Origin of the sequence: Bradyrhizobium barranii subsp. barranii (assembly GCF_017565645.3) — a bacterium.
GTDB lineage: Bacteria > Pseudomonadota > Alphaproteobacteria > Rhizobiales > Xanthobacteraceae > Bradyrhizobium > Bradyrhizobium barranii.
The window spans coordinates 8,498,760-8,524,600 of record NZ_CP086136.1 but is presented as its reverse complement, the minus strand read 5'-3'; the positions used below and the strand labels follow the sequence as shown (position 1 = coordinate 8,524,600).

The 25,841-nt window shown below is 65.3% G+C and carries 24 protein-coding genes; 9 read left to right on the top strand and 15 right to left on the bottom strand.

Going from position 1 to position 25,841, the window contains the following annotated elements; all coding sequences use genetic code 11:
• Window positions 1-22 precede the first annotated feature (22 nt).
• The 10 genes from J4G43_RS41650 to J4G43_RS41610 form a co-directional block, all read right to left on the bottom strand.
• Window positions 23-1,594: an AMP-binding protein gene (locus J4G43_RS41650; RefSeq protein WP_208088437.1), complete on the bottom strand. Its 1,572-nt coding sequence runs from the start codon at window positions 1,592-1,594 to the stop codon at window positions 23-25.
• Between the two features lie 33 nt (window positions 1,595-1,627).
• Window positions 1,628-2,263, bottom strand: a complete 636-nt coding sequence (gene upp / locus J4G43_RS41645; RefSeq protein ID WP_014492764.1) for a uracil phosphoribosyltransferase — start codon at window positions 2,261-2,263, stop codon at window positions 1,628-1,630.
• 158 nt (window positions 2,264-2,421) lie between these two features.
• Window positions 2,422-2,550, bottom strand: coding sequence for a hypothetical protein (locus J4G43_RS55435; protein ID WP_256376468.1), 129 nt, complete (start codon window positions 2,548-2,550; stop codon window positions 2,422-2,424).
• A gap of 90 nt (window positions 2,551-2,640) precedes the next feature.
• Entirely contained in the window at window positions 2,641-3,039 is a 399-nt protein-coding gene (locus J4G43_RS41640) for a hypothetical protein (RefSeq protein ID WP_208088436.1), read from the bottom strand.
• Between the two features lie 17 nt (window positions 3,040-3,056).
• Entirely contained in the window at window positions 3,057-3,248 is a 192-nt protein-coding gene (locus J4G43_RS41635) for a hypothetical protein (RefSeq protein ID WP_208088435.1), read from the bottom strand.
• A 114-nt stretch (window positions 3,249-3,362) separates the two neighbouring features.
• Window positions 3,363-3,752, bottom strand: coding sequence for a hypothetical protein (locus J4G43_RS41630; RefSeq protein WP_208088434.1), 390 nt, complete (start codon window positions 3,750-3,752; stop codon window positions 3,363-3,365).
• Between the two features lie 27 nt (window positions 3,753-3,779).
• A complete protein-coding gene (gene dapA / locus J4G43_RS41625; protein WP_208088433.1) occupies window positions 3,780-4,697 on the bottom strand; it encodes a 4-hydroxy-tetrahydrodipicolinate synthase in 918 nt (305 codons plus the stop codon).
• A gap of 17 nt (window positions 4,698-4,714) precedes the next feature.
• On the bottom strand, window positions 4,715-4,969 hold the full coding sequence (locus J4G43_RS41620) for a hypothetical protein (protein ID WP_063981387.1): 255 nt from the start codon (window positions 4,967-4,969) through the stop codon (window positions 4,715-4,717).
• Between the two features lie 133 nt (window positions 4,970-5,102).
• On the bottom strand, window positions 5,103-5,381 hold the full coding sequence (locus J4G43_RS41615; RefSeq protein ID WP_081369150.1) for a hypothetical protein: 279 nt from the start codon (window positions 5,379-5,381) through the stop codon (window positions 5,103-5,105).
• 20 nt (window positions 5,382-5,401) lie between these two features.
• Window positions 5,402-5,869 carry a hypothetical protein gene (locus J4G43_RS41610; RefSeq protein ID WP_208088432.1) on the bottom strand — a complete coding sequence of 156 codons (468 nt, stop codon included), beginning with the start codon at window positions 5,867-5,869 and terminating at the stop codon, window positions 5,402-5,404.
• Window positions 5,870-6,249: 380 nt separating this feature from the next.
• On the opposite strand from J4G43_RS41610, the gene J4G43_RS41605 reads away from it, so the two are divergent.
• The 7 genes from J4G43_RS41605 (at window position 6,250) to J4G43_RS41575 (ending at window position 14,637) form a co-directional block, all read left to right on the top strand.
• Window positions 6,250-6,474: a hypothetical protein gene (locus J4G43_RS41605; protein ID WP_208088431.1), complete on the top strand. Its 225-nt coding sequence runs from the start codon at window positions 6,250-6,252 to the stop codon at window positions 6,472-6,474.
• Window positions 6,475-6,485: 11 nt separating this feature from the next.
• Window positions 6,486-6,575 (top strand): K(+)-transporting ATPase subunit F, encoded by a 90-nt coding sequence (locus tag J4G43_RS41600; RefSeq protein ID WP_041953522.1) that lies wholly within the window; start codon window positions 6,486-6,488, stop codon window positions 6,573-6,575.
• Window positions 6,576-6,687: 112 nt separating this feature from the next.
• Window positions 6,688-8,391 carry a potassium-transporting ATPase subunit KdpA gene (gene kdpA / locus J4G43_RS41595; protein ID WP_208088430.1) on the top strand — a complete coding sequence of 568 codons (1,704 nt, stop codon included), beginning with the start codon at window positions 6,688-6,690 and terminating at the stop codon, window positions 8,389-8,391.
• 18 nt (window positions 8,392-8,409) lie between these two features.
• Window positions 8,410-10,524 carry a potassium-transporting ATPase subunit KdpB gene (gene kdpB / locus J4G43_RS41590; protein ID WP_208088429.1) on the top strand — a complete coding sequence of 705 codons (2,115 nt, stop codon included), beginning with the start codon at window positions 8,410-8,412 and terminating at the stop codon, window positions 10,522-10,524.
• 57 nt (window positions 10,525-10,581) lie between these two features.
• A complete protein-coding gene (locus J4G43_RS41585; protein WP_208088428.1) occupies window positions 10,582-11,187 on the top strand; it encodes a K(+)-transporting ATPase subunit C in 606 nt (201 codons plus the stop codon).
• Window positions 11,188-11,227: 40 nt separating this feature from the next.
• Window positions 11,228-13,951, top strand: coding sequence for a sensor histidine kinase (locus J4G43_RS41580; protein WP_208088427.1), 2,724 nt, complete (start codon window positions 11,228-11,230; stop codon window positions 13,949-13,951).
• The gene (locus J4G43_RS41575) at window positions 13,948-14,637 is read left to right on the top strand and encodes a response regulator (RefSeq protein ID WP_028147071.1); all 690 of its coding nucleotides are present in this window, start codon (window positions 13,948-13,950) and stop codon (window positions 14,635-14,637) included. The genes J4G43_RS41580 and J4G43_RS41575 overlap by 4 nt, the downstream gene beginning before the upstream one ends.
• A 140-nt stretch (window positions 14,638-14,777) precedes the next feature.
• Here the strand turns inward: J4G43_RS41575 and ku are convergent, their stop codons facing one another.
• Window positions 14,778-15,662 carry a non-homologous end joining protein Ku gene (gene ku, locus J4G43_RS41570; RefSeq protein WP_208088426.1) on the bottom strand — a complete coding sequence of 295 codons (885 nt, stop codon included), beginning with the start codon at window positions 15,660-15,662 and terminating at the stop codon, window positions 14,778-14,780.
• A 117-nt stretch (window positions 15,663-15,779) separates the two neighbouring features.
• On the opposite strand from ku, the gene ligD reads away from it, so the two are divergent.
• Window positions 15,780-18,446: a DNA ligase D gene (gene ligD / locus J4G43_RS41565; RefSeq protein ID WP_208088425.1), complete on the top strand. Its 2,667-nt coding sequence runs from the start codon at window positions 15,780-15,782 to the stop codon at window positions 18,444-18,446.
• A gap of 106 nt (window positions 18,447-18,552) precedes the next feature.
• Here the strand turns inward: ligD and J4G43_RS41560 are convergent, their stop codons facing one another.
• Window positions 18,553-18,717, bottom strand: a complete 165-nt coding sequence (locus J4G43_RS41560; protein ID WP_007595743.1) for a DUF3309 family protein — start codon at window positions 18,715-18,717, stop codon at window positions 18,553-18,555.
• A 182-nt stretch (window positions 18,718-18,899) separates the two neighbouring features.
• On the opposite strand from J4G43_RS41560, the gene J4G43_RS41555 reads away from it, so the two are divergent.
• The gene (locus J4G43_RS41555) at window positions 18,900-19,217 is read left to right on the top strand and encodes a polyhydroxyalkanoic acid system family protein (RefSeq protein WP_085405235.1); all 318 of its coding nucleotides are present in this window, start codon (window positions 18,900-18,902) and stop codon (window positions 19,215-19,217) included.
• Window positions 19,218-19,220: 3 nt separating this feature from the next.
• On the opposite strand, the gene treY is transcribed toward J4G43_RS41555, so the two are convergent.
• From treY to glgX, 3 genes are read right to left on the bottom strand one after another with little or no spacing between them, the layout of a single operon-like run.
• Window positions 19,221-22,007, bottom strand: coding sequence for a malto-oligosyltrehalose synthase (gene treY, locus J4G43_RS41550; protein WP_208088424.1), 2,787 nt, complete (start codon window positions 22,005-22,007; stop codon window positions 19,221-19,223).
• A gap of 1 nt (window position 22,008) precedes the next feature.
• Entirely contained in the window at window positions 22,009-23,763 is a 1,755-nt protein-coding gene (treZ, locus tag J4G43_RS41545; RefSeq protein ID WP_208088423.1) for a malto-oligosyltrehalose trehalohydrolase, read from the bottom strand.
• Window positions 23,760-25,838, bottom strand: a complete 2,079-nt coding sequence (glgX, locus tag J4G43_RS41540; RefSeq protein WP_208088422.1) for a glycogen debranching protein GlgX — start codon at window positions 25,836-25,838, stop codon at window positions 23,760-23,762. Before glgX ends, treZ begins: the two co-directional genes overlap by 4 nt.
• Window positions 25,839-25,841 lie beyond the last annotated feature (3 nt).

Here is a 25,841-nt window from a genome sequence, read left to right as displayed (position 1 = left end):
GAGCTATCTGAAACAGGCCGGCCTATTCGGCGGCGATCCGTTCCATTGCCATGGCGCGAAGCCGGGCGCGCTGGATTTTCACACCGTTGGCGCTGTCGGTGACGGGGAAAGCGTCGACGATATAGATTCGGGCCGGCACCTTGTAGCCGGCGAGCCGCTCGCGCAGGCGCGCCACCAGCATCTCCTGCTGCGGCGGCTCCTTGGCCGGGATCACAAAGGCGACGCAGCGCGCCTGACCCCTAAGATCGATCGCGACAGCCTGGGCGTCGGCAACCCCCGTGCAGGCTTTGAGCTCGTCCTCGATCTCGCCCGGCGCAACCAGGAAGCCGCCGAGCCGCATCGCATCGCCCGCGCGGGTCTCGTAGACGAAGGCGCCGTCGCCGCGCATCCGACCGATGTCGCCGGTGCGGAAGAAGCCATCCGCGGTGATCGCATCGCGCGTCGCATCCGGGTTGTTGAAATAGCCGAGGAAGCACGAGGGCGCGCTGATCTCGATCTCGCCGGAGACGCCTTGCGCCGCCAGCTCCCCGGTCTCGGTGTCGCGCACGCGCACCTTCGCGTCGGGAGACATCGGCCAGCCGCCGCCTTCGATTCGATTGGCGAAGGCATCACCGGGGCGGGCGATCGAGAACAGCGCCTGCACCTCGCTCGAGCCGTAGAGGCCGAACAGCGGCATGCCGCGCGCCTCGGTCTCCGCCGCGAGCTCGCGCCAGCCGGGCTGGAACGCGGCGAAGCCGCAGACTTCGAGATGCGGGAATGGCCGAGGTGTGTCGGCGAGCGCGAGGATGCGGCGGAACATCTCGTCGGAGCCGAAGGCGTGCGTGATCTTGTGTTCGCCAAGGACCTTCGACGCTGATGCCGCCTCGAAAGCATCGAGCACATGGATGGTCGCGCCGGCTGCGATGAAGCCGAGCAGGCTGGTCATGCCGAAGGTGCCGCAGAACGGCAGCATGGCCAGCAGCGAATGGCGCTGTGGCGAGAGTTTCAGCGCCTTGGCGACGGAAGCGGCGTGCGTGGCGAGCGTCCGCTGCGAATGCGCGACGAGCTTCGGTCCCTTGGTCGTGCCCGATGTCGTGTAGAGCAGCACCGGCAGATCGACCTCGTCCTGCGCCGGCGGCGCTGGCGGGTAGGACGTCTCGAACGCATCGAAGTGCGCACAGGGCCAGTGAGCGGGGATCGCATCCCCGCCGACCACCGCGAGCCTTTGCAGCGCAGGCACTTCGTCCCTGCTGACCTCGGCGAGGATGGCGGCAAAATCGATCGAGCGGAACGCGGCCTCGACCACCATCAGCCTGGCGCCGGATACCTTGAGCAGATGGCCGACTTCCGCGCTGCGGTAGCGGGTATTGACCGCGGCGACGATCGCACCGCAGCGGGCGGCGGCGAACAGCAGTGCGATCCATTCGACCCGGTTGACCAGCCAGACCGCGACCACGTCGCCCCGGCCGATGCCTTGCGCGGCAAGCCATGCGGCGGTCTGCTCGACCTTCCCGGAGAATTCCGCGCGCGAGACCGGCCTGCCGTCAAACACGAAGGCGGGCTCGGCGCCTTCGGTGCCGATCAGCGATTGAAGCGAGAATTGGCTGACGCTCATGGCAACCGGACTAACCCGATCGCGCAGACCTGTCTACTTGGTGCCGAACATCCGGTCGCCGGCATCGCCCAGGCCCGGCACGATGTAGCCGTGGTCGTTGAGCCGCTCGTCGATCGCGGCGGTCCAGACCGGCACGTCGGGATGCTCGCTCTGGAACTGCGCGATGCCTTCGGGCGCGGCCAGAAGGCAGACGAAGCGGATGTCGCGGGCGCCGCGCGCCTTGAGCAGGGAGGCACCGGCGCAGGCCGAGTTGCCGGTCGCCAGCATCGGGTCCATCAGGATCACGGTGCGGTCGGACAGGTCCTGCGGCGCCTTGAAGTAATATTCCACGGCCTGCAATGTCTCGGGATCGCGGTAGAGCCCGATATGGGCGATGCGCGCCGACGGCATCAGCGCCAGCATGCCGTCGAGGAAGCCGACGCCGGCGCGCAGGATCGGCGCCAGCGTGAGCTTCTTGCCGGCGATCTTCGGTGCCCGCATCGGCGAGATCGGCGTCTCGATCTCCACCAGCTCCAAAGGCAGATCGCGCGTCACCTCGTAGCCGAGCAGCATCCCGATCTCGTTCAGGATCTCGCGAAAACTCTTGGTCGAGCGGTCCTTCTCCCGCATGAGGGAGAGCTTGTGCTGGACCAGGGGGTGGGCGACGACATTGACGCTGCTTGTGCTCATGAAACCGATCTACACGGTTCCGTGAAATTGCGCCAGATCAGCCAGATCTTTTCGCGGGGATACGCGGCCTCAGGCGGGTATCGCGACGGCGCCGCGCACCCGGCTGCTGGCCTCGTAGGCAGCCATGGTCAATTCACGGTCCATCGATGTGCCGGGTTCTAAACTCCCAGCCCGCGTGCCACGAGCGTGATCACGATTGTCAGGATCGCGCCCCAGATCAGGCTCAGCGTCATGGTCAGGATCGTCGTCGTGACCGCCTGCTCCAGATTTCCCTTGAGGAGCTGCATGCTACTTGTCCGTGGCAGGCGCGACGCCGATGCGCATGCCGAGCAGCAATGCCCCCATCACCGCGACCAGGATGGCGATCTTGAGCTCGATCATGTCCGCAGCCTTGTCGCCGCGCGGGCCAGGAGCCGCCTCGCGCCCTCCGCGAGCGCAATCAGCGGATTGCCGCGGTTCTCGATATCGAGCTCGAAGGTCTCGGCGGGAAACACCAGCGCGCATCTTGCGGATCCACTCTGCCGGTTGGCGAAGTCGACCGCGGAGCTCTTGAACAGGAAGAGACCGCCGATGCGTCCATGCGCCTCGCGCGCGACCCAGAGGCCGGCGCGGTTGCGCCCGATGAAGAAGGCGGGGATGGCGGTGCTTATGACATCCGGGTCGATCGGTCCAAGGCACGCCGCGGACGCGGCCATTGTCGGTCGCTCGGGCTGGCGACGCGCGGCTTGAAGGGCGATCGCGGTCATCGCGGCTTCCTCACACATCTGCAAGGTCATGATGGTCTCCCATGCCGTCAGGCGTGGAGGTGCCAGACATAGATCGCGGTCTTCAGCGCGATCAGCGCTGCGAGCACGCTGCCCATCGAGAGCAGGGTCAGCGCGCTGAGCGCGAGGCGCTTGAGCTGCGCCTTGCGCTCCGGCGAGATCCGTGCGGGGCGTTCGGCCCAGCCAAGGGAGCGCTCAACGCCATGTGTCAGCATCGACATGTCTGCATTCCTTCGTCAGCATGGCGGTGGCCGAAGCCGCCGCGATCTGCCTCCTATGATGTCCATCGTTGCGTAGGATTGCGAGATGAGCGCCGAGGCACCAGTATAGGAATGCTATACGGATGCCGACCGTCGCGCCGGCAGCCCTCTGAAGAGACCGGGGTTCCGCTTCGGCCGCGCCTGAGACGGCGCAGGATCCGAATGCGTCATCCCGATCGCTGCGGCAAAGGCGTTCCGCAGCCGCGGGTCCTCGATCTGCTTGCAGAAGCATTCCAGCGTCGCTTCCACACTCTGCCGCTGCCCGCTGATGGCCGCACAGAGTTGCGAGCTGGTCCGCCGAAAGAAGTGGAGGGAGTCCCTGGCGCCGCCGCCCAGATGATCGAGCTCCGCCGCGAGCGCGGCGACATTAAGCCTGTCGGACTCATCGAGCGTCACGGCAAATCGCAGCAGCGCGAGCTGCCAGGCGCGGAGCAGCCTGTGAGGCCTTTCGATTGATTGCCGCATGGGGATACCCGGATGCCGTGCGACGCCTCAGGCGCCGACGCGGTCGATCAGCTCCTCGTCGGCGATCGCGGCGAATGCGCGTACCACTTCCCTCTGCGCGGCTGCGTCCAGCGGAACGATCGGAAGCCTTGTGGCGGGCGACATCAGGCCAAGCACGCCGAGTGCACCTTTAAGTGCGGCCGGGCTCTCCTTCCCGAGGCAGGCGATCAAGGGGATCAGGCGCCTGTGCAGGTAGCGGGCGGATTGCAGCCGGCCCTGCCTGACATGTGAAAAAATCGTGCGGCAGAGATCCGGCGCGACGTTGGCAACCTCCGAGATCGCGCCATCGCCGCCGTCCGCGATGAAGCCGAAGGCGGTGCTGTCGTCGCCGGATAGACAGCGGAAGCCGGCAGGCAGGTGGCGGGACAGGCGCATCGGGCGGGTGATGTCGCCGCTCGCATCGCGCAGGCCGACGAACTGGCGCGATTCGACGAGACGCAGAAGCGTCTCGTCGGCGAGCGGGCGCAGCGTGCGGGAGGGGGCGTCGTGCAGGATCACGGGCAGGCCGATCGCGCCGGCAATGGCGCGGAAGTGCGCGAGCATTCCTTCCTGCATCGGCTTGTTGTAGGCGGGCACGACCGACATCACGGCATCGGCGCCGCCAGCCTCCGCGCGCCGCGCGAGTTCGATGGCGTGGCTCGTTGAATTCGACACGGCGCCGGCAATGATCCGCACGCGGCCACGCGCGACATCGACCGCGGTGCGAATGATCAGCGCCTGCTCGGCCGGCGAGAGCGTCGGTGCCTCGCCGGCGGTCTCACACACCACCAGCGCGGGTACGCCGGCTGCGATCTGACGCTCGCAGAGCGCGGCGAACGCCTTCAGGTCGATCGCGTCGGCCGAATCGAACGGCGTCGGCAGGTCCGGTATGAACCCGGTGAACCAGGCGGAGGGTGGGATGAACATGGTTTTTGCCGAGGAACTCAGGCGGCGCGCTTGGGAGCGGCGGCATCGGGCCTGCTGCCCATGTCGAGCTCGATCTCGCGTGGCAGCTCGATGATGGTCTCGGGATGCTGTCCGTTTTCGAACAGCGCATATTTGATGGCCTGGGCGCGGTTGACGAACAGGCCACCGTAGAGGCCGTTCTGCTGCTGGGCGACCCACTGTCCCCTGTGGTTGCGGCCGATGAAGACGATGGTCGAGGGAGAGCTGCACGAGGGAGGTTCGACGAGTTTCACTTTCGTATTCCTTCCGATTGACGCGGGCGGCGGGTGCGTGTCCCGCGACCACCAGATCAATATCTTTTCAAGCGAATATGATTTCGAGTGAGGCTGCGCGACGATCTCATAGGAAGGTCATAAAGCCCGATGTTCAGGCCAGCTCGTTGACGACCTGAACCAGCGCGAACAGGGCGCCGAAGGCAACGCCCTCGTCCCAATGATTGAGGACGGCACCGAACAGCGGCTCGCGCCTGACGAGGCCGGCGAGGGCGCACAGGATGATCGACATCCAGAGCAGGGCGGAGAGGCTGCGTGCAAAGCCGACGCTGCCGAAGGCTGCAAAGGCGACGAGCAGTGCGATGCGGACGGCAAAGCGCGCGATCAACCGCGTCGGGCTGAGGCCCCGCGACATGTCTGAAGATTGCGGCAAGGCGCGAACCTCCGCTTGGCCTAGCTGAAATTCTCGCAAGCGACCGGCTGATAGAGCGGGTCCGGGGCGGGGCGCACGGTGGGAACGCTCGGCCGCGATGCCTCCACGGCCAATGCCTGTACCTCGATGAAGGCCGACAGCAATGCCAGTGCGAGATCGGCATGCCGGGCTTCGACAGCGGCGTCGAGCCAGTCCGGCAATTCGCGCTCGCGCGACAGCGCGCAATGCCACTCGCCCTCGTCATAGGCGACGCGGCGGACCTGCCACAGCGGCAGCTCGAACTCGATCAGCGCCAGCGCGGCGTCGGTCCAGGCCTCGGCATCGACCAGGCGCATGATACGCGCACTGCGCTCGCTCCGCCCTCGCGACGGGAAGCGCCGGCAGGCCTGATCGATGATGTCGAGCATCAGCGGACGCGTCATTACCGGTGCCGCGCGAAGCTGCTGGTTGAGGGAAGGTGGGGCAAGGCGTCGGAGAACGGCGGTCATGTCAGGCCTCCTGGAATTGGCGTCGGTCAGTCGGCCGGCCTCTCCAAGATGGCTGGAAGCGCATTTGAAAACGAGATGGGGACGGGACGGGAGATATAAGGATTTCATAAGTGCACGGAATCTTCCGGATAAGAGCGACAGATCCCCGGCCGCCGTCGCCGCCGAAGGTCGAGGCTTATAGAAGCAGGGCTTTTTGAAAAGACCCTGGCTATGGCCTGCCTTAACAACGGTAGTGAAAGCAACGGTGGCTTGTGTCGCTGCGCTGCCTGCTCGGAACGACCGCCCGGAATACAGTGTCGGTGCCACATGGCGGACAGCCACCACGCGCCGGCATTTATGGAATTCATATAACTTCGCCATAGGCCTCATCTCGAAAACCTATGCCGGTGGTGGCACTTCAACACGGTCAAAAGTCCCGGCTGGTGCCGTGGAAATGCTTTGCATTTCCTTCGTTCCACGCGCTCGCCGGACGCCTGAGAAACGGTTGCGTCCGACATAAAGCCGCAACGAGGAGCATTTCCATGATGGACATTCTGATGCTGGCGCTGGGCTTTGGCTTCTTCGCGCTCGCGATCGGCTACACCTACGCCTGCGAACGGCTGTGAGGGAGCGGACCATGACCTTCGATTATTCGCTCGCCGCCGTCGTCTCGCTCGGCCTCCTGTTCTACCTCACTTACGCGCTGCTGCGGCCCGAGCGGTTCTGACCCGTGCTGCTGCTTCTCGAATTGCTGCTCGCGGACGCCGCGCTCGTCGCGTGCCTGCTTGCCCTGATCCTGCCGCTCCTGCGCAGGACAAACGTCCTAAAGGGTTGATGCCATGACTATGATCGGTTGGCTCCAGATCATTCTCTTTTGCGCGATTATCGTCGCGCTGACAAAACCGCTCGGCGGGTACATGACGGCTGTGTTCAACGGCGAGCGGACGTTCCTGTCGCCGGTGCTGCGGCCGATCGAGGCCGGCATCTACTGGTTTTCCGGCGTCGAAGAGAGGCGCGAGCAGCATTGGCTGACCTACACGGTCTCGATGCTGCTGTTTCATGTCGGCGGCTTCCTCATCATCTACGGCGTGATGCGGCTTCAGGCGGTGCTGCCCTTCAACCCGGCCGGGCAGGGCGCGGTCGCCCAGGATCTCTCCTTCAACACCGCGATTTCCTTCATCACCAATACCAACTGGCAGAATTACGGCGGCGAGAGCACGGTATCCTATCTCGTGCAGATGCTCGGCCTGACGCACCAGAATTTCCTGTCGGCGGCGACCGGCATCGCGCTTGCGGTGGCCATGATCCGCGGATTCTCGCGCGCCTCGATGCGCACGGTCGGCAATTTCTGGGTCGACGTCACCCGCACGACACTTTACGTACTGCTGCCGATCTGCGTCGTCTACACGCTGTTCCTGGTCTGGCAGGGCATCCCGCAGACGCTCGGCGATTACGTCGAGGCCACGACGCTCGAAGGCGCCAAGCAGACCATCGCGGTCGGCCCGGTCGCCTCGCAGGTCGCGATCAAGATGCTCGGCACCAATGGCGGCGGCTTCTTCAACGCCAACGCCGCCCATCCCTTCGAGAACCCGACCGCGCTGTCGAATCTTGTGCAGATGCTCTCGATCTTCCTGATCGGCGCGGCCATGACCAATGTGTTCGGCCGCATGGTCGGCAACCAGCGCCAGGGCTGGGCGATCTTCGCGGTGATGGGCGTGCTGTTCATCGCCGGTGTCTCCATCACCTACTGGGCGGAAGCCAACGGCACCTCGATGATGCATGCGCTCGGCCTCACCGGCGGCAACATGGAGGGCAAGGAAGTCCGCTTCGGCATCGTCGCATCCTCGCTGTTCGCCGTGGTGACCACGGCTGCCTCCTGCGGCGCGGTCAACGCCATGCATGACAGCTTCACCGCGCTCGGCGGCATGATCCCGCTGATCAACATGCAGCTCGGCGAAGTCATCATCGGCGGCGTCGGCGCCGGCCTCTATGGCATGCTGCTGTTCGTCGTGCTCGCGATCTTCGTCGCCGGCCTGATGGTCGGCCGCACACCGGAATATGTCGGCAAGAAGATCGAGGCGCGCGAAGTCAAGATGGCGATGCTCGCGATCCTGGTGCTGCCGCTGATGTATCTCGGCTGGACCGCGGTCGGCGTGGTCTATCCGGCGGCGGTCGCCTCCATGGCGAATGCCGGCCCGCATGGCTTCACCGAGGTGCTCTACGCCTTCACCTCGGCGACCGGCAACAACGGCTCGGCCTTCGCGGGCCTCACCGGCAACACGCTGTTCTACAACCTCACCCTCGCATCCGCGATGTTCGTCGGCCGGTTCTTCATGATCGTTCCGGCGATGGCGATTGCGGGCTCGCTGGCCGCCAAGAAGTCGATCCCGCCGTCGGCGGGCACGTTCCCGACCACGGGCGGGCTGTTTGTCGGCCTCGTCGTGGGCGTGATCCTGATCATCGGCGGCCTGACCTTCTTCCCGGCACTCGCGCTCGGCCCGATCGTCGAGCAACTCGCGATGAACGCCGGCAACGTCTTCTGATTGTTTGGAGTGACCTCCATGGATACGATGAAACTGCAAAAACGTGCCCCGATGTCGGCAATGCTCGATCCCAAGATCGTTCTGCCCGCGATCAGCGCGTCCTTCACCAAGCTCGACCCGCGGCTGATGATCAAGAACCCCGTGATGTTCGTGGTCGAGATCGTGGCCGCGCTCACCACGGTGATCTTTCTGCGCGACCTCGTCACCGGCGGCGAGAATCTCGGCTTCACCTTCCAGATCATCCTCTGGCTCTGGTTCACGGTGCTGTTCGCCAATTTCGCCGAAGCGGTGGCCGAAGGCCGCGGCAAGGCACAGGCCGAATCGTTGCGCAAGACCCGCACCGAGAGCCAGGCCAAGCTCCTGAGCGGCGCCGGCCAGGCCTTCACGCTGGTGCCGGGCACCAGCCTGAAGGTCGGCGATATCGTGCTGGTCGAGGCCGGTGACGTCATCCCCTCCGACGGCGAGGTGATCGAGGGCGTGGCCTCCGTCAACGAAGCCGCCATCACCGGCGAATCCGCGCCCGTGATCCGCGAATCCGGCGGCGACCGGTCGGCGGTGACCGGCGGCACGCAGGTGCAGTCCGACTGGATCCGCGTCCGCATCACGGCCGCGCAAGGCTCGACCTTCATCGACCGCATGATCAAGCTGGTCGAGGGCGCCGAGCGGCAGAAGACGCCGAACGAGATCGCGCTCAACATCCTGCTCGCCGGCCTCACCATCATCTTCGTGTTCGCCACCGTCACCATTCCGAGCTATGCGGCTTATGCCGGCGGCTCGATCTCGGTGGTCGTGCTGGTCGCACTGTTCGTGACGCTGATCCCGACCACGATCGGCGCGCTACTGTCGGCGATCGGTATCGCTGGCATGGACCGCCTGGTCCGCTTCAACGTGCTGGCGATGTCCGGCCGCGCGGTCGAGGCTGCCGGTGACGTCGACACGCTGCTGCTCGACAAGACCGGTACGATCACGCTCGGCAACCGCCAGGCGACCGCGTTCCGTCCGGTGCGCGGCGTCACCGAGCAGGAACTCGCCGATGCGGCGCAGCTCGCTTCGCTCGCTGACGAGACCCCGGAAGGCCGCTCCATCGTCGTGCTGGCGAAGGAGAAGTATTCCATTCGCAGCCGGGACATGGCCGAGCTTGGCGCCACCTTCATTCCGTTCACGGCACAAACCCGCATGAGCGGTGTCGATGCCGGCGGCTCGTCGGTGCGCAAGGGCGCGGTCGATGCCATGCTCAACTATGTCGGCGGCGGTGCGCCGCTGGCCGTTGCCTCGGGCAACACCGCGCGCGCCATCCAGCCTGCGGTCCTTTCCGACGTCGGCCGTGAAGTCCAGACCATTGCCGACGAGATCTCGAAAGCGGGCGGAACGCCGCTTGCGGTCGCCAAGGACGGCAAGCTGCTCGGCGTCATCCAGCTCAAGGACATCGTCAAGGGCGGCATCCGCGAGCGCTTCGCACAACTGCGCCGCATGGGCATCCGCACCATCATGATCACCGGCGACAACCCGATGACGGCTGCTGCGATTGCCGCCGAAGCCGGCGTCGATGACTTCCTCGCGCAGGCAACGCCCGAGGACAAGCTGAAGCTGATCCGCGACGAGCAGGCCAAGGGCAAGCTGGTCGCCATGTGCGGCGACGGCACCAACGACGCGCCGGCGCTTGCCCAAGCCGACGTCGGCGTCGCCATGAACACCGGCACCCAGGCCGCCCGCGAGGCCGGCAACATGGTCGACCTCGATTCCAACCCGACCAAGCTGATCGAGGTGGTCGAGATCGGCAAGCAGCTGCTGATGACGCGCGGTGCGCTGACGACGTTCTCGATCGCCAACGACGTCGCAAAGTATTTTGCGATCATCCCGGCGATGTTCCTGGCGTTCTACCCGCAGCTCAACGTGCTCAACGTCATGAACCTGTCGAGCCCGCAGAGCGCCATCCTGTCGGCGATCATCTTCAACGCGCTGGTCATCATCGCGCTGATCCCGCTGGCGCTGAAGGGCGTGGCCTATCGCGCGGTTGGTGCCGGCGCATTGCTGAGGCGCAACCTCCTGATCTACGGCCTCGGCGGCATCGTGATTCCCTTCATCGGCATCAAGGCGATCGACCTCGTCGTCACCGCCTTGCATCTGGCTTGATCGTCGTCGCGGGGCGCACCGCGCCCCGCGCAATGACGAAAGATTTGGAGACCTAACATGCTCAGAGAAATTCGCCCCGCCATCGTCCTGCTGCTGGTGCTCACCGCCATCACCGGCCTGGCCTATCCGCTCGCAATGACCGCTATTGCCGGTGCGATCTTCCCCTCACAGGCGCAGGGCAGCCTGATCGAGCGGGACGGCAAGGTGATCGGCTCCGCCCTGATCGGGCAGGAGTTCAAGGAGGACAAATATTTCCACGGCCGCCTCTCGGCGACTTTGGCGCCGGACCCGAATGATTCGACCAAGACGGTGTCGGCGCCCTACAACGCGGCCAACTCGGGCGGCTCCAACCTTGGCCCGACCAGCAAGGCGCTGGCCGACCGGCTCAAGGAGGATGTGGATAAGTTGAAGGCTGAAAATCCGAACGCCGCCGTGCCGGCCGACCTGGTCACCACCTCGGCCAGCGGCCTCGACCCGGACATCTCGCCGGAAGCGGCTGAATTTCAGGTGCCGCGGGTGGCGAAGGCGCGGAATCTGCCGGACGCTCAGGTCAAGCAGCTCGTGGCCTCCAACACCCAGGGCCGTTTGCTCGGCCTGATTGGCGAACCGCGGGTTAACGTTCTGGCACTGAACCTCGCGCTCGATCGCGCCACCGCGAAGTAGCGGTCTAGGCTGGGGGCGGGCGGATGATTATATTGGCCTGATGGTCCGAGAGCGCCGCGATCCCGAACAACGTCCGTCCCCTGAGGCGCTGCTTGAAGCCGCGCGCCGGGAGGAGAGCGCGAGCGGCAAGCTGAAGATCTTCGTCGGCGCCGCCCCCGGCGTCGGCAAGACCTACGAGATGCTGCAAAGCGCCCATGCCAGGCGCAAGGCAGGCATCGACGTGGTGGTCGGCTTTGTCGAGACCCATGGCCGCGCCGAGACCGAGGCGCTGGTGCGCGGGCTCGAGGTGGTGCCGCGCAAGAGGTTCGATTACCGCGGCCAGAGCGTCGAGGAGATGGACCTCGATGCCGTGATCGAGCGCCGCCCTCGGATCGCGCTGGTTGACGAGCTCGCTCATACCAATGCCGCCGGCAGCCGCCATCCCAAGCGCTATCTCGACGTCGAGGAGCTGCTGTCCCACGGCATCGACGTCTACACCGCCGTCAACATCCAGCATGTCGAGAGCCTGAACGACGTCGTCGCCCAGATCACCCATGTGCGGGTGCGCGAGACCGTGCCGGACTCGGTCTTCGACCGCGCCGATGCGATCGAGCTGATCGACCTCACGCCCGACGATTTGATCCAGCGGCTGCGGGAGGGCAAGGTCTATGTGCCCAAGCAGGCCGAGCGGGCGCTGGAGCACTATTTCTCGCCGGGCAATCTGACCGCGCTGCGCGAGCTGGCGCTGCGGCGTACGGCCGAGCGGGTCGACGAGCAGCTTCTCAATCACATGCAGGCGAATGCCATCGCCGGCCCATGGGCCGCGGGCGAGCGCATTCTCGTCTGCATCAGCGAGGATCCGCGTGCGGCCGGACTCGTCCGCTACACCAAGCGGCTGGCCGACCGGCTGCATGCGCAATTCACCGCGATCTCGATCGAGACCCGGCGGTCGCTCCAGCTTTCGGACGAGGAGCGCGACCGTCTCGCCGATACGCTGCGGCTTGCCGAATCGCTCGGCGGTGAAGCGCTGACCATTCCCGCTGTCGGCCGCCGCATCGCCGACGACGTCATCAACTTCGCGCAAGGCAACAACGTCACCCAGATCGTGATCGGGAAATCGACGCGCTCGCGGTGGTTCGAACTGACGCGCGGCTCCGTCGTGCATGATCTCGTGCGCAGTTCCGGCAATATCAGCGTTCACGTCATTCCCGGCGATGAGCTCGCGGCCGAGCCGGCGCCGAAGACGGCGGTCCAGACGGCGGCACGGGCAGAGGCGTTTGATGCACGTCCCTATTTGAAGGCGCTCGGGATCACCGCGCTCGGCCTTGCCGCAGCGGTGGCCATCAAGCCGTATTTCGGCATCGAAAACGTCGACCTGATGTTCCTGACCGCGGTTGTCGCCGTGGCTGTTCGCTACGGGTTGTGGCCGTCGCTCCTTGCGAGTGTCGCGGCGTCGCTGGCGTACAACTTCTTCTTCCTGCCGCCGGTCTACACCTTCACGATTACCGATCCGACCAATGTCGCGGCATTCTTCTTTTTCATGTTGATCGCGTTCGTGGTGTCGAACGTCGCCGGGCGGGTGCGCACGCAGGCGGACACCGCGCTCGGCCGCATCCGCACGACCGAGCAGCTCTATGCGTTCAGCCGCAAGCTCACGGGGACAGGTACGCTCGACGATGTGCTCTGGGCAACTGCCTATCAAACTGCGCTGATGCTGAAGGTTCGCGTGGTCCTGCTGCTGCCGGAGGAAGGGCTGCTCACGGTGAAGTCCGGCTATCCGCCCGAGGACCAGATCGACCAGGCCGATCTCGCCGCCGCCAATTGGGCCTGGAGCAATGATCGTCCCGCCGGCCGCGGCTCGGACACGCTGCCCGGCGCCAAGCGCCTGTTCCTGCCGATGCGCACCGGGCGTGGTCCGATCGGCGTCATCGGTATCGACAATGATCGCACCGGTCCGCTGCTGACCCCGGACCAGCGCCGGCTGCTCGATGCACTCGTCGACCAGGGCGCACTGGCAATCGAGCGCGTGCTGCTGGTCGAGGACGTGGATCGCGTCAAGCGCACCGTCGAATCCGAGCGGTTGCGCTCTGCGCTGCTGACCTCGATCTCGCACGATCTCAAGACGCCGCTGGCCTCCGTGCTCGGTGCGGCCTCGACCATGCGCGATCTTGCCGGTGCACTCTCCGACACCGAGAAGCGCGATCTGCTCGCCACCGTGATCGACGAGTCCGAGCGCCTCAACCGCTTCATCGCCAATCTGCTCGACATGACAAAGCTCGAATCCGGCGCCATCGTGCCCAACGCGGCACTGCACGATCTCGGCGAGATCGTCGGCAGCGCGCTGCGGCGTGCGAGCAAGATATTGACGGCGCACAAGGTGGAACTGGTGCTGGCCGCCGATCTGCCGATGCTTCAGCTGGATGCCGTGCTGTTCGAGCAAGTGCTGTTCAATCTGCTCGACAATGCCGCGAAATATTCGTTGCCCGAGACAACGATTTCGATCCGCAGCCGGCGCGAGGGGAATCATGTTGTGCTAGAGATCGCCGACCAGGGCGGCGGCATTCCGCCTGACGAGCTCGAGAGCGTGTTCGACAAATTCTATCGGGTGCAGAAGGGCGACCATGTCCGTCCCGGCACCGGGCTGGGGCTCGCCATCTCCCGCGGCTTCGTCGAGGCGATGCAGGGCACGATCTCGGCCGCCAACCGCGGCGACCGCAGCGGTGCGATCCTCACCATCCGGCTGCCCGTTCCAGCACGGACCCACGCATTGGATACAGCCGCATGAGTGCCGCCCCGATCAAGGTTCTGGTTATCGACGACGAGCCGCCAATCCGAAAATTGCTGCGGATGGGGCTCTCGACGCAAGGCTACGAGATCCTGGAAGCGTCGAACGGAAAGACCGCGCTCGAGAAGCTCGCGGAAGAACCCGCGCTGATCATTCTCGATCTCGGCCTGCCCGACATCCAGGGCCACGAATTGCTGCGCACCATCCGCGGCCGCAACGAGGGCGTGCCGATCGTGGTGCTGTCGAGCCGCGGCGACGAGGCCGGCAAGGTGCAGGCGCTCGATCTCGGCGCCGACGATTACCTGACAAAGCCGTTCGGCATGGACGAGCTGTTGGCGCGCCTGCGTGCGGCGCTGCGGCACCAGCTCCAGGTCAAGGGCGAGCGTCCGGTGTTCCGCACCGGCGATCTCTCCGTCGATCTCGTGCGTCGCATCGTCAAGGTCGGCGAGCGCGAGATAAAGCTGTCACCGAAGGAGTACGATCTTCTGCGCGTGCTGGTGCAGCACGCCGGTAAGGTGCTGACCCATCGGTTCCTGCTCAAGGAGCTCTGGGACGAGCTCACCGACGCGCAATATCTGCGCGTCTATGTCCGCCAGCTCCGCCAGAAGATCGAAGCCGACCCCGAACGCCCGCAATATGTGCTGACGGAGACGGGGATCGGGTACCGGCTGAAGGCGGGGGATTAGCTTTCGATCCTCATCCTGAGGAGCGCGGAACGCGCGTCTCGAAGGATGAAGGCCCGGCTGCAGCAGCGAGGCCTGCATGGTTCGAGACGGCGCTTCGCGCCTCCTCACCATGAGGGCAGAGAGTGGGTCGCGCGGCGAAATCACCCCGCCTTCCTCTGCCGCGCCGTCGAGCGCTGCGTCTTCTTCGCGGCTCGCGGGCGCCCGGCGGCACGACGCGCATGGGACTTCGCCGCCGTCTTCTTCCCGCCGCGTCCCTTCAGGCTCTGCTTCAGCGCGTCCATCAGGCTGACGACGTTGCTCGGCCGCTCCTCGCGCTCCGGCAGCTCGATTGTCTTGCCGCTGGCCTTGCGCTTCACCAGTGCCTTCAGCGCGGTCTCGTACTCATCCTTGAACTTGCTCGGGTCGAAATGTGCGGCCTTGGTACGCAGGATGTGGCCGGCGAGCTCGACCATGTCCTTGGTGATCTTGGGGCTCTTGATGCCGTCGAAGAACTGGTCCTCGTCGCGCAGCTCATAGGGGAATCGCAACGTGGTGCCGAGCAGGCCCTTGCCGAGCGGTTCGATCGCGATGATGTGCTCGCGGTTGGTGAGCACGATCTTGGCGAGCGCCACGCGGTCCTGGTCCTTCATGGCGTCGCGGATCACGGCGAAGGCATCGACCGCAGCCTTGCCGTCGGGCGCGATATAATAGGGATGATTGAGATAGCGCTGGTCGATCTCGTCGCTCGGCACGAAACTCTCGATGTCGATGGTGTGGTTGCTTTCGATCTGGACCGCCTCGAGCTCCTCCGGCTCGATCTCGACATATTTGCCCTTGCGCAGCTCGTAGCCGCGTCCCTTCTGGCCGCTCTCGACCACGTCACCGGTCTCGGAGTCCACCATCTGCTGCTTGAGCCGGTTTCCGGTCTCGCGGTTGATCATGTGAAACCGCGTCTTCTCGGCCGCGGTGGTCGCCGGATAAAGCGCGACCGGGCAACTGACCAGCGAGAGCTTTAACGTTCCCTTCCAATAGGCGCGCGGGGCCATTCCGTTCTCCAGCGTTTCAAGGCATTTTGGAACCCCAACAGCCCCATCGGGTTTTGGTTCCGGGGGAGACTTCCGCCGTGATAGGCTTCAACGCCGAAAGAGAATGCGGGACCGGTCGTGCTGCGAAAACTCTCCACCTACCGACAGAAACGCGATTTCGAGAAGACACCGGAGCCGTCGGGCAAGACCGCGGTGGCGCCCTCGACGCAGCGGCGCTTCGTGATGCAGAAGCACGATGCGACGCGACTGCACTATGATCTGCGGCTCGAGTTCGACGGCGTGTTCAAGTCGTGGGCGGTCACCAAGGGACCCTCGCTCGATCCGCATGACAAGCGGCTGGCGGTCGAGGTCGAGGACCATCCGCTCGACTATGGCGATTTCGAAGGCACGATTCCGGACGGGCAGTATGGCGGCGGCACGGTCATGCTCTGGGACCGCGGCACCTGGGAGTCCGAGGATCCCGAGCGCGGCTTCCAGAAGGGTGATCTCAAGTTCACGCTCCACGGCGACAAGCTGCATGGAAGCTGGGTGCTGGTGCGGATGAGGCATGACCGCACCGGCGGCAAGCGCACCAACTGGCTCCTGATCAAGCATCGCGACGAATATGCCAGCGAGAGCGACGACATTCTCGGCGAGGACAAGTCGGTGGCCTCCGGCCGCGCGATGGCAGAGATCGCCGATGGCAAGGGTCGCGCGCCAAAACCGTTCATGCTGGCGAAGGGTGCCAAGGCCAAGGCCGATGCGGTCTGGCAGTCCAATCGTGCCGAGGAGCCGAAAGGGCGCACCGTCAGGCCGGCGCCCGGCGCGGCGTTGAAGCGCGGGACGGGCGCAAAGAAGAAAGCGACGACCGCGACAAGCGCGAAAAGAGTCTCGGAGATGCCGGACTTCGTCGCGCCCCAGCTCTGCACCCCGGTCGAGCGGCCGCCGGCGGCCGATGGCTGGTGCCACGAGATCAAGTTCGACGGCTATCGCGTCCAGCTCCGCGTCGAGGACGGCGAGGCGACGCTGAAGACGCGCAAGGGCCTCGACTGGACCGACAAGTTCGCAGCCATCGCGAAGGAGGCGGGCGAGCTTCCCGACGCCATGATTGACGGCGAGATCGTCGCGCTGGATCACAACGGCGCGCCGAATTTCTCCTCGCTCCAGCCCGCGCTATCGGACGGCAAGACCGAGGACCTGGTCTTCTTCGCCTTCGACCTCCTGTTCGCCGAAGGGCTCGATTGCCGGCGCCTGCCACTCGGCGAGCGCAAGGACCGCCTCAGGCAAGTCCTGGACACAGGCAAGAGGAAATCGAGCCAAATCCGCTATGTCGAGCATTTCGAGAGCAGCGGCGATGCCGTGCTGCAATCGGCCTGCAAGCTCGAGCTCGAAGGCGTGGTGTCGAAGAAGCTCGATGCGCCTTACCGGTCGGGGCGAACGGAAAGCTGGACCAAGGCCAAATGCCGCGCCGGCCATGAGGTCGTGATCGGCGGCTGGAAGACCACCAACGGCAAATTCCGCTCGCTGATGGCCGGCGTGCACCGCGGCGATCATCTTGCCTTCGTCGGCATGGTTGGCACCGGCTTCGGCGCGGACACGGTCAAGCGCATCATGCCGTCCTTGAAGGCCATGGAGGCCAGGCAAAGCCCCTTCGGCGGCAAGAACGCGCCGAAAAAGACGCGCGACGTGCACTGGCTGAAGCCGGAGCTCGTCGCCGAGATCGAGTTCGCCGGCTTCACCGCCGACGGCAATATCCGGCAGGCCGCCTTCAAGGGTCTGCGGCAGGACAAGCCGGCCGAGGAGGTCGAGGCGGAAACACCCGCTGATACCGAACTCGCAAAGCCCTCGGCCAGGAAGCGTGCCGTGCCGAAGGCAGGCAAGCGCAAGGATGCCGGCACGGCCGAGGTGATGGGTGTCGTCATCTCAAAGCCGGACAAGGAGCTGTGGCCGGATGGCGGCGACGGCGCGGGCGTGACGAAGCTCGATCTCGCGCTCTATTTCGAGGCCGTCGGCGCCTGGATGATCGAGCACATCAAGGGCCGGCCCTGTTCGATCCTGCGCGCGCCTGACGGTATCGGCGGCGAAAAGTTCTTCCAGCGCCATGCCATGCAGGGCACCTCGAACCTGCTGGAGCTCGCGAAAGTCTCGGGCGATCGCAAGCCGTACCTGCAGATCGATCGCGTCGAGGGGCTCGCCGCGGTCGCGCAAATCGGCGGCGTCGAGCTGCATCCCTGGAATTGCGCGCCGGACGCCTACGATATGCCGGGCCGGCTGGTGTTCGATCTCGATCCCGCGCCGGACGTCGAATTTGCCGATGTCGTGGACGCCGCCAAGGAGATGCGGCGGCGCCTCACCGACGTCGGCATGGAGAGCTTTTGCAAGACCACCGGCGGCAAGGGCCTGCACGTGGTGGTGCCGCTGCTCCACGGCGCGCGCGACAAGGTGAGCTGGAAGGAGGCCAAGGCGTTCGCGCAAGGCGTTTGCCAGTGGATGGCCGACGATGATCCCGAGCGCTATCTGCTCAACATGTCGAAGAAGCTGCGCAACGGAAAGATCTTCCTGGATTATTTGCGCAATGACCGCCTGTCGACGGCGGTAGCTCCGCTGTCACCCCGTGCGCGCGATGGCGCGACCGTGTCGATGCCCGTGACATGGGCGCAGGTGAAGGGTGATCTCGATCCGAAGCGATACACGGTGCGGACGGTGCCGGGTCTGCTGGCGCGCTCGAAAGCCTGGGATGGCTATGACGAGGCGGCTTCGTCAATAAAGACCGCGATGAAGAAGCTCGCGGAGAAGAAGAAGTAGGGTGGGCAAAGCGAAGCGTGCCCACCATCTTTCTTATTGCGGCGAAGAGGTGGGCACGGCGCGTTGCGCCTTTGCCCACCCTACGAGGCCGCTACAGCTCCTTGCGCTAGATCCGTCCGAGCAACAGCAGAATCAGCAGGATGACGATGACGAGCCCGAGGCCGCCGCCGCCATAATAGCCGGTGCCGTAGAACGGGCCGCCGCCGATGCCGCTGAAGCCGCCGAGCAGCGCGATGACCAAAATGATCAGAATGATCGTACCGATAGACATGCTAGTCTCCTCCAGCCCTTTGTTGAAAGGGTCGTTTGCACCTGTCCCGTGGTGCGAGGGCAACTTGCCGCAGGTTCTATAGTTCCCACGATGAAACACGGCGAACGGGGCCAACTTGCATGGAACCTTTGCCAATCCAGGCGGCATGACTATGTGAGGATCAGTCACCACAGGGCAGGGCCATGTCAGCACCGCTTGTCGTCTCCATTCCGCATCGTCTCGGCCGCGAGGAAGCCGTGCGCCGGCTCAAGACCGGGCTCGGCCGCGCCGCCGCCAGCATTCCCGTGATGCAGGTCGAGGAGGAGCGCTGGAACGGCGACAGCATGAATTTTCGCATCCGCGCGCTCGGGCAAATCGCGAGCGGTCAGGTCGATGTCGCCGACGACCACGTCAAGGTGGAGGTTGTGTTGCCGTGGCTGTTGCAGCGCTTCGCCGAGATGGCGCAGGCGACCATCCGCAAGCGCGGGCAGCTGCTGCTGACCAAGGACGGGGGCAAGTAGCCGTCAGCTACGAGCGCGCTGTTGCCTGGGTCTCGCCGTGCTGGCGGCTCGTGCTTCGATGACCGCAGCAGGAAAATCCCGGAAGGCTTGCGCCAGCGGCAATTGATTGCCGGAAAAGCCCGGCCCGGTGTAGCCGGTGATGTCGATCGTCGCGTCAACACCCTCGAACGCGGGCCATTGCCGGCCCTCTTGCGTGAACGGCGCAAACTGGCGCCCGACCACGACGATCGCAGCCGTGCGGCCGTGTCGACGGACAAAGGCAATGACGTGGTCTGCGTGCGCGCCGTGGACCTGCAGCGGCTGATACTCGCCCTGCGCGAACACATCGGCGACTTCGTTGCGCAGTTTGAGCAGGTGCCGCGTCCAGGCTAGCTTGAGCTGGCCGTTCGGCCAGGTCTTGAACAGCCCGCGCCAGTCCGGCGCTTCCAGTGACATCAGCGCCGTCTGCCGCGAGGCAAAGTCCACCGGGCGGCGGTTGTCGGGATCGACCAGCGACAGGTCCCAGTATTCGGTGCCTTGGTAGAAGTCGGGCACGCCGGGCAGAGTCGCCTTGAGTGTGAGCTGGCTCAGCGAGTTCAAGGAGCCGAGCAGCGCGACGCGGCGTGCCAGGGTTTGCAGCGCCTCCAGGAACTCGCTGGATTGCGCTGGATCGAGGATCTTCGCGATGAAGCTCGCGACGCCGTTCTCATAGGCCTCGTGCGGGTTGAGCCAGCTGGTCTCCTCCTTGCCCTCGCGCGCGGCCTTGAGCGCATAGGCCTGGATGCGCTCGACGAAGCCGGCATCGGCTGTCTCCCCAAGCGACCAGGCGCCGAGCAGGGTCTGGTAGAGCATGTATTCGAACGTCGCCGACGGCGCGCGCAGATTGCCGTCGAGCGCGAGGTGCGGCGCGTTCAGCACCTTCCAGCGTGCCACCGCGCTGGTCCATTCGCCGGGAATCTCGCTGAGCGCCGCGATCCGCGCGCGCGCGTCCTCGCCGCGCTTGGTGTCGTGGGTCGCGGTCGCCGTCATCCCTTGCGGCCATTCGTTGGCACGCGCGCGCATGGCCTCGTGGAAGGCGGGCACCGTGAGGCCGTTGCTCGCGGGATCGCCACCGACCTCGTTCAGGGCGAGCAGCCGGTGGAATTGATAGAACGCGGTGTCCTCCAGCGACTTCGCCATCATCGGTCCCGTGAACTGCTGCACCTTCAGCGCGAAGCGGCGCACCCGCGGGGCGCTGTGCGGAGGACGGCCGGGCTTGAGCAGGTCCATGGTCAGCGCATCGCGCAGGAAATCGAAAATGCCTTCGTCCGCGGCGAACCATTCCGCGCGGGCCCGCTCGATGGTGTCGTCGATCAGCTTGCGGTCGAGCGCCGTCGGGCCGCTATGCGTCAAATAGGTGCGATAGACCGGGAAGTGCAGCACGTACAATTCGAGTGCCTGTCGCAGGCTGTCGGCGGAGAAGTCGCGGGTCGAGTAATGCCCGTTGGCGATCCGCGCGAGCAGGCGGGTCAGCACGGTGAATTCGCTGGTCAGCAGCGTCTCCAGCACGCGCCGCTTGGCATCCTTGACGTAAGGAGCCAGCCGCGGCGGGCGGTTGCTGATCTGCCGCCAGGTCTCGTTCAGCGCCTCCAGCCCTTTCGCGTCGACCAGAACCTGAGTGATGACATTCATCCACTCATAGCCCGTGGTGCCCTGAACGCCGGCAAAACGCGGCAGGCGCTCGTGCTCGCACAGGATCTTTTCGATCACGGTATAGAACGGTTTGGTGTTGCCTTGCGCGTCGCGCACGAGCCGGCGCAGCCGCTGGCAATATTGTGCGGGATCGCGCAGGCCGTCGATGTGATCGAGGCGGATGCCTTGCAGCTTGCCGTCGGCAATGAGCTGCTTCACCAGCCGGTGCGTGGCGGCGAACGTGCTCGCGTCCTCGACGCGCAGCCCCGCGAGCCCGTTGACGTCGAAGAAGCGGCGATAGTTGATGTCGCTGGAGGCGAGCCGCCAGTGGCCGAGCTTGTAGTGTTGGCGCTCCAGCAGATGATGCAGCGCTAGCGTCTGCGCCGGACGATCCTTGGCGGAACGATAGGTGGCGAGACCGCGTTCGATGATGTCGACGCTGCCTGCGATCTCCTTAAGCTCCGCCTTGAAGCCGGGCGCTTCCCTGCGGTTGGGGCGACGCAGCCCCGTGTAGCGGGCCGCGAGCGCGAGCAGGCGCTTGCCGGCCTCGGTCTCGGCGGCGTCGGCTTCCTTCACGATCACGCGCAGCATTTCGCCATAGCGTTCCGGCGCGATCGGCAGGCGATGCTCGAAATACCAGGCGGAAAAACTGCCTTCATCGGGATCGTAGCGCAGCTCGATGTCGCCGCGCTCCAGCGCCTCGCCATAGGGCGAGCCGAGGATCGGCAGCAGCACGCCGCCGCGGGCACGATAGGCCAGTTGATCCCAGTCGATGTCGAAGGAAACCGCATGCGGCGAGGCCTGGCCCCATTCCAGCACGTCGAGCCACCAGGGATTGTCGGCAAAGTGCACGCCGACATGGTTCGGCACGAAGTCGATGATGAGGCCGAGGTCGTGCTGCGTGAGGGCGTCACTTAGCCGGGTAAAGGCGGCCTCGCCGCCGAGCTCGGGATTGAACTGGCTGTGGTCGACGGTGTCGTAGCCGTGGGTCGAGCCCTTGCGCGCCTTCATCACCGGCGAGGCGTAGAGATGCGTGATCCCGAGTGCCTTGAGGTAAGGCACGACCGCGGCGGCCTTGTCGAAGTCGAAATCCGCGGTGAGCTGAAGCCGATAGGTCGCAAGGGGAATGGCAGGAGGCATGCTAACCTCCGAGATGCCAGATCACCGACCAGGGTGGGAGCCGATCGCCGCTGACGGAGCCCCAGATCGGCGTGTCCGTCGCGTCGCTGGGACGTGCGATGTCCTTGTCCGAGAGATTGGCGGTCAGGCGCAACCTCGCGCCGTCGCCCATGCGCCAATGCGCGGTGAGCAGGCCGCTATCGGCCGTCTCGGCATCGCCGAACCTCGCACCCTTCAGCCGCGGTGCGATCTCCTTGTGACGCAGCGCGAGCAGCTCCTGCACCAGCGCGAGCCGCGCATCCTGCTCCGGCGTGTGGCCGGTCCAATCCAGCACGGCCGATTGCAGCGTCTTGGGATCGAGTGGATCGGGGACCTCGTCGCCGTATTTCTCGTAGGCCCAGGCATATTCCTGCTTGCGACCCTTGCGCACGGCATCGGCAAGGCCACCCCGGAAATCGCAGAAGAACGGGAAGGGCACAGTGGAGCCCCATTCCTCGCCCTGAAACAGCATCGGCACCATCGGTGCGAGCAGGGTCACCGCGAGTGCGGCTTCGATCTGCCGTGGCGATGCCAGGCTCTCGAGCCGGTCACCCAATGGGCGATTGCCGATCTGGTCGTGGTTTTGCAGGAAGTTGACGAAGGTCGCCGGCGGCAGCTCGCCGCTCGCCTCGCCGCGCGGCTTCTTGCCCCAGAACTCCGAGATCTCGCCCTGGTAGACGAAGCCTGAGGCGAGCGCGCGCGCAATATCCATGCGCGGCGTCTGGTAGTCGGCGTAATAGCCCGCGAGCTCGCCGGTCAGCATCACGTGCCAGACGTGGTGATAATCGTCGTTCCACTGTCCGCGATATTTGCCGCTGGGCGGATCCTGCCCAGCATCGAGCAGGCTGGCGCGGTTGTCGCCGTTCTCCAGCACGAGATGGATGTGCCGCCCCGTGGCCTTGGCAAGCTCGCCGGCGGCGACGCTGAGATCCTGCAACATCGACTGCTCGCCCGGGATCGCCATGATGTGGTTGGCGGCATCCAGTCTCAGGCCGTCGAAGCGGTAGTCGGTGAGCCAGGACAGCGCGTTCTCGACCGCGAAGGCCCGGACCTGTGGCACGCGATAATCGATCGCGCTGCCCCATGGCGTATGCGCATCGGTGAAGAAGGCCGGCGCATAGCGGCCGAGATAATTCCCCTCGGGGCCGAAATGATTGTAGACGACGTCGAGAAACACCATCAGCCCGCGCAGATGCGCCTCGTCGATCAGTGTCTTCAGGTCCTCGGGCCGGCCATAGGCGCTGTCGGGCGCGTACCAGAGCACGCCGTCATAGCCCCAGCCGCGGCGGCCGGCGAAATCGGCCAGCGGCATCAATTCCAGCGCGGTGATTCCGGTCGCAACGAGATGATCGAGCTTGTCGATCATGGCGCGGTAGGTGCCCTCAGCCGTGAAGGTGCCGACATGGGCCTCGATCAGCACCGTCTCTTCCCAGGGACGTCCGCGCCAATCGCGCGCGCGCCACGCAAAGGCATCATGATCGACGACTTCGCTCGGCCCAAAAACGTCGTCCGGCTGGAACGCGGATGCGGGATCGGGTACGTCGATCTCGTCGTCGATCCTGAACTGGTAGGGACTGCCGACGGGCAGGCCGGCAATCTCGGCGACATACCAGCCATCCTGCCGGCGCTGCATCGCGTGCCTTCTGTCGAGCAGGAGATCGACTCGGCGAGCACCGGGTGCCCACAGCCGGAACGACACGCCGTCCTTGGTCGGCCTCGCCCCGAAGGATGGTCTCATAGCGCCCCCGCGAAGGCGAGCACGGAGCGCGGCGGCGCCTTGCTGTCGCTTCCGGGCTGCAGATCAACACTGTTCGGCCTGGCATCAGTGGTGTTCAGGATCTGCTGCCAGCTTTTGTACTCGGCCATTTTGGGCAATTTGAATGCGATCTCTTCGGGGGCGGCGTTCAGTACGATAAAGATCGCGGCACTCCCCGGTTCCATCGGCCCCATCACATAGGAGAGGAACCGCCCTTCCGGGAATTTCCAGTCGTTCTCCGTCATCTCGTCGCCGGCGGGCGTCAGCCACAGCGCGCCGTAGGAGACGCCGTCCTTGGGCCGGCCGTCGAGCCAGCGATGGCTGCGAAGCTGCGAGAACCCGCGGCGGATCTCCGCGAGCCCGGCGACGAAATCGACCATGTCGTCGCCATCCTTGCCGAGATTGTCCCAGCCGACCCAGCCGACCTCGTTGTCCTGGCAATAGGCGTTGTTGTTGCCGGACTGCGAATTGCCGACCTCGTCGCCGGCCAGGATCAGCGGAACGCCCTGCGCCAGCATCAGGCAGGCCAGCACGTTCTTGCGAAGCTGCCGCCGCAGCCCGAGAATCTCGGGATCGTCGGTCGGACCCTCGACACCGCAATTGTTGCTGTGGTTGTCGCTGGAGCCGTCGCGATTGTCCTCGCCATTGGCCTCGTTGTGCTTCTCGTTGTAGCTGAAGAGGTCGGCGAGCGTGAAGCCGTCATGCACCGTGATGTGGTTGATGCCGGCGCGCGGCCGCCGTCCGTCATGGTTGAACAGGTCGGATGAGGCCGTCATGCGGCTCGATATGTCGCCGATCAGGCTGCCTTCGCCGCTCCAGTAGCGGCGCATGGCGCTGCGATACCGATCGTTCCACTCCGACCATTGGGAAGGGAATGCGCCGACCTGGTAGCCGCCGAGCCCGAGATCCCAGGGTTCGGCGACGAGCTTCACCGCCGCCAGCACCGGGTCCTGCCGGATCGCCGTCAGGAACGAACTGCCGCGATCATAGCCGTTCGGTCCGCGCGCGAGCGTGGTCGCGAGGTCGAAGCGGAAGCCGTCGACATGGCAGACCTCGACCCAGTAGCGCAGCGAATCCATCACCATCTGGAGCACGCGCGGATGGGTGAGGTTCACCGACGAGCCGCAGCCGGTGAAGTCGTCGTAATAGCGCGGGTTCTCGCGGTTCAGCCAGTAATAGGAGGCATTGTCGATGCCGCGGTAGCACAGGGTCGGACCGAGGTGATTGCCTTCGGCCGTGTGGTTGTAGACGACGTCGAGCATCACCTCGATGCCGGCATCGTGCAGGCGCGCGACCGTGGTGCGGAAGGAATCGAGCGCATTGTCCTGGGCGTAGCGCGGTTCGGGCGCGAAGAAGGACAGCGTGTTGTAGCCCCAGTAGTTGACGAGCTTCTTCTCGACCAGAATGCGGTCGTCGATGAAGCTGTGGATCGGAAGCAGCTCGACGGTGGTGACGCCGAGCGTTTTCAAATGCTCGATCATCGCCGGCGACGACAGGCCGCCATAGGTGCCGCGCAAATTCGGCGGCACGTCGTCGCGCTTCTGCGTCAGACCCTTGACGTGGGCCTCGTAGATGATGGTGTCTTCCCAAGGGATGTTGGGCCGGATCTCGCGACGGCCCCAGTTGAAGGTCTCGTCGACGACGACCGCCTTGGGCATGCCGCGCGCGTTGTCGCGCCGGTCGAAGGAGAGGTCCTCGCGCGGCGAACCGGTGCGATAGGCGAAATGGGCATCGCTCCAGACCAGCCGTCCGGCGAGCCGTTTGGCGTAGGGGTCGAGCAGCAGCTTGTTGGCGTTGAAGCGGTGGCCGTGCTCGGGCTCGTAGGGGCCGTGCACGCGATAGCCGTAGAGCTGGCCCGGCGAGATGTCGTTGAGATAGCCGTGCCAGACGTCCTCGGTCCGCTCGGGCAGCTCGACACGCTCGAGCTCGCGCCTTCCTTGCGTGTCGAACAGGCACAGCTCGACCTTCTGCGCATTGGCGGAGAACAGCGCGAAATTGGTGCCGCGTCCGTCCCAGCTTGCGCCGAGGCGTGCGGGCGATCCAGCAGTCAGGCGCATCGG